We start from the raw sequence: 2935 nt of genomic DNA, 5'->3' as shown, positions 1-2935 counted from the left end.
GTCTCAGGCCGCGCGCTTCCGCGCCGCCTCCCCTGATCGCCAAACCGGCGTCAGGGATTTCGGATCAGCCCTTTTCGACCTGTCCGAATTCCAGATCGACCGGCACGGCGCGCCCGAAGATCGAAACTTCCACCTTGAGCCGCGCCCGCTCCTCGTCCACTTCCTGGACGAAACCGTTGAACGACGCGAACGGACCATCCGAAACGCGGATCGCTTCGCCGATCTCGAACGTGACCGAGGGCTTGGGCCGCTCGACGCCTTCCTGCACCTGGTTCAGGATGCGCTGGGCTTCCGCCTCGGTGATCGGCACCGGCTTGGAGTCGCCCAGGAAGCCGGTGACCTTCGGTGTGTTCTTGACCAGCGAGAACACGGCGTCGGTCAAATTGGCCTTCAGCAGCACATAGCCCGGGAAGAACTTGCGCTCGGCATCGACCTTGCGGCCGCGGCGAACTTCGACGACCTTCTCGGTCGGAACCACGATCTGGTGGATGTCGGCGGACAGGCCCTTCTGCTTGGCCTTGTTCTCGATATCCTCGGCGACCTTCTTTTCAAAGTTCGAATAAGCGTGGACGATGTACCAGCGCGCGGTCATTTCAAGACTTCTCCGTAATCGCCGGACTTAGCGTCCGATGCCCAGAATCTGTTCGACCGCAAGGCCCATGAGCTGATCGGCGGTGAAGAAAAAGATCATCGCGATCACTGCGAAGGCCAGAACCATCACCGTCGAGATCATCGTTTCGCGTCGCGACGGCCAAGTCACCTTGGCGGTCTCCGCGCGAACCTGCTGGAGAAAGACGAAAGGATTTGTGGTTTTCGAAGCCATATGCCGCTCTGTCTTCAAGACCCGTTGGCCGGGTCTCCTGGATGATCCCGCTGGCCGGGACGTGCCGCCTGAGCCCAATCTCGCGCCGAATCAGCGCAATCATTTCGCCCATGCAAATCAGACGCGTAAAGCCGGTTTCCCAGCTCCACGCGTCGCGTGTCTGTTTCGTCTACATAAAACCGATTCTTGATCCACGCAAGTGGCAAGTCTCCGCTTTATGACCAAACACCGCCTCGGAACCATCCAGTCGTTCCGTCCCGGCTATGGCGCTCTTATGCCCCAATCGACCCTATATGGCAAGCGGGTCGCCGATTTTCAAAGGCCAGAGCATGGAAATATCGCTTTGAAACGCCATTTCGAAACGGCGAAACATTGCGTTGAATGCCATTCCAAGAAATGGCACGGGCAGCAGGGCTCGAACCTACGACCTGCGGTTTTGGAGACCGCCGCTCTACCAACTGAGCTATGCCCGTATCGTGCGCATGTCGGCGCAGAAGGCGCTTCCTAAAAGCTTCCGCACGCTCTGTAAAGAGCGGTTTGCAAGCAAACGCGCCTTAATCCCGACAAGGCCATCCGGGTCGATCCCAAGCTCCGGCCTGAAGTCGCCAGCGCGCGGTGGCGTGATTGAGAGAGACGTCGCCTGCCCTCTTCGATGTGGAGCGTCCTCAAGCGGCATTCGTGGCAGGCTGCGGTCGCCCGCGTGCAAGCCAAAGCGCCCAGCCGCATATCAGGAGTTCGCATGCGAACGTCCAGTGCAGCAAAAAGCTGAGCACCCAATTGCTGAAGTCCGCCGGTACAGTGACGAGTTCGAACGCCCGCCGATCGAATGGCATCAGCCACAATATCGGCGACGCCAGCGTATCGAGGACCATATGCAGCATGGCGGCGGCAAAGAAGGCAGCCGTGGCTGCCAGATACGAGCGGGCGCGCCAGCTGACGAATAGCAACGACAGCGCCCCTGCGGCCGCCCAGAACAGCGGCCAATGCGTCATATAGGAGTGATGGCGGGTGCGTCCGCCGTCGATGAAATGGAAATACAGCATATCGATATCGGGGATGACACTGCCGACTATGGCGGCCCCGACGATAGCCGGGCTGCCAGGCCACTGCCTGCGCATGAACGTTCCGAGAATATAGCCACTTGGAAGATGGGCGATCAGCATCTCGGGACCGTTCACGGTTGCAGGCCAGTGCAGCATTCCGCCCTATTGTGGCGTTATTCCGGATGCCTGCGCCCGATACGTTTCGTGCCGATCATGGTTTCGTACCGGTGGCTTATAGGGGCCGCCCGGCACGCCCCAACCCAGGCCGGCATCGATCCTCCGCCTGCCTGGCGCCGCCAGCAGCGACGATAGCGGAACAATCGGAAGCGGCTCAAGCTGCCTCATGCCCGGTTTCCGGCTCCGCCGCACACTACAATTTGGCCGGCGCATCAGCCTCGGCATTGGCGGAAGGCCGGATCCGGCAATTCTCGGGTCTTGGCACCGCCTCGCAAATGGTGGCACCGGTCAGCGCGTCGACCGATTGCAGGCCGGTCGTCAGGCCGACCTTCAGCATCATGCCGGGTTCCAGCCGGCGCTCGACCGAGCGCCGCTCGATCGCTGCGAACAGGGCGGGACCGATCGCCATCTCCTCGAGATAGGCCTTGACCATCTGCTTTTGCCCCATCGGGTAAAGGCTAAGCCGCGCCTGGGGACCGACAAACCGCCTGATGCCGCCGGCAAGCATCAGCGCGCAGGCCGAATCGCACTCCACGCCGGCATCGATGCTCAGCCCGGCATAGGCGCCCTCTTTGGCCAGGCAATTCCACGCCCCTGGGTCACAGCCGACGAAATCGGTGCGGCCAACGGCGACGTCGAGCTTCTTTTCATGGATAAGCCGTCCTGCCGCCAGGGCGCTGAGCAGGTCGCCTCCCCTCGAACTGATCACGACAGGCAGTTGCCGTTTGCCAAGCATGGCGAGCAATTGGCGCAGCTTCTGCGGGGTCCGGGGGGTGATCGCACCTTCCGCCGAAATCCATTCCGGGCAGTCTGGATTGCAGAGTGGATTGGTGCCGCGAACGACAACGAAGCGCATGTCCTCATCGCGCCGCGCCGCCTCGGGTTCGATCGC

3 protein-coding genes, 1 tRNA gene and 1 pseudogene are annotated in these 2935 nt (G+C 61.5%); all 5 read right to left on the bottom strand.

The window, feature by feature from the left end; genetic code table 11:
• Positions 1 to 64 precede the first annotated feature (64 nt).
• The gene (gene nusG / locus EN964_RS30525) at positions 65 to 592 is read right to left on the bottom strand and encodes a transcription termination/antitermination protein NusG (RefSeq protein ID WP_013531409.1); all 528 of its coding nucleotides are present in this window, start codon (positions 590 to 592) and stop codon (positions 65 to 67) included.
• Positions 593 to 619: 27 nt separating this feature from the next.
• Positions 620 to 823 carry a preprotein translocase subunit SecE gene (gene secE, locus EN964_RS30520; protein ID WP_013531408.1) on the bottom strand — a complete coding sequence of 68 codons (204 nt, stop codon included), beginning with the start codon at positions 821 to 823 and terminating at the stop codon, positions 620 to 622.
• A 397-nt stretch (positions 824 to 1220) separates the two neighbouring features.
• Positions 1221 to 1296: transfer RNA gene (locus tag EN964_RS30515), tRNA-Trp, on the bottom strand.
• Positions 1297 to 1488: 192 nt separating this feature from the next.
• Entirely contained in the window at positions 1489 to 1986 is a 498-nt protein-coding gene (locus EN964_RS30510; RefSeq protein ID WP_127268201.1) for a metal-dependent hydrolase, read from the bottom strand.
• 250 nt (positions 1987 to 2236) lie between these two features.
• Positions 2237 to 2935, bottom strand: a pseudogene (locus EN964_RS30505) (hypothetical protein); the annotation flags it as partial.

The organism is Mesorhizobium sp. M7A.F.Ca.CA.001.10.2.1, from assembly GCF_003998575.1.
Lineage (GTDB): Bacteria > Pseudomonadota > Alphaproteobacteria > Rhizobiales > Rhizobiaceae > Mesorhizobium.
This window is presented reverse-complemented; position numbering and strand designations above follow the sequence as displayed.

Bases quoted from the DNA above. Each gene is read 5' to 3' on its own strand.
- nusG (WP_013531409.1), bottom strand. From the start codon at position 592: ATGACCGCGCGCTGGTACATCGTCCACGCTTATTCGAACTTTGAAAAG.
- secE (WP_013531408.1), bottom strand. From the start codon at position 823: ATGGCTTCGAAAACCACAAATCCTTTCGTCTTTCTCCAGCAGGTTCGC.
- EN964_RS30510 (WP_127268201.1), bottom strand. From the start codon at position 1,986: ATGCTGATCGCCCATCTTCCAAGTGGCTATATTCTCGGAACGTTCATG.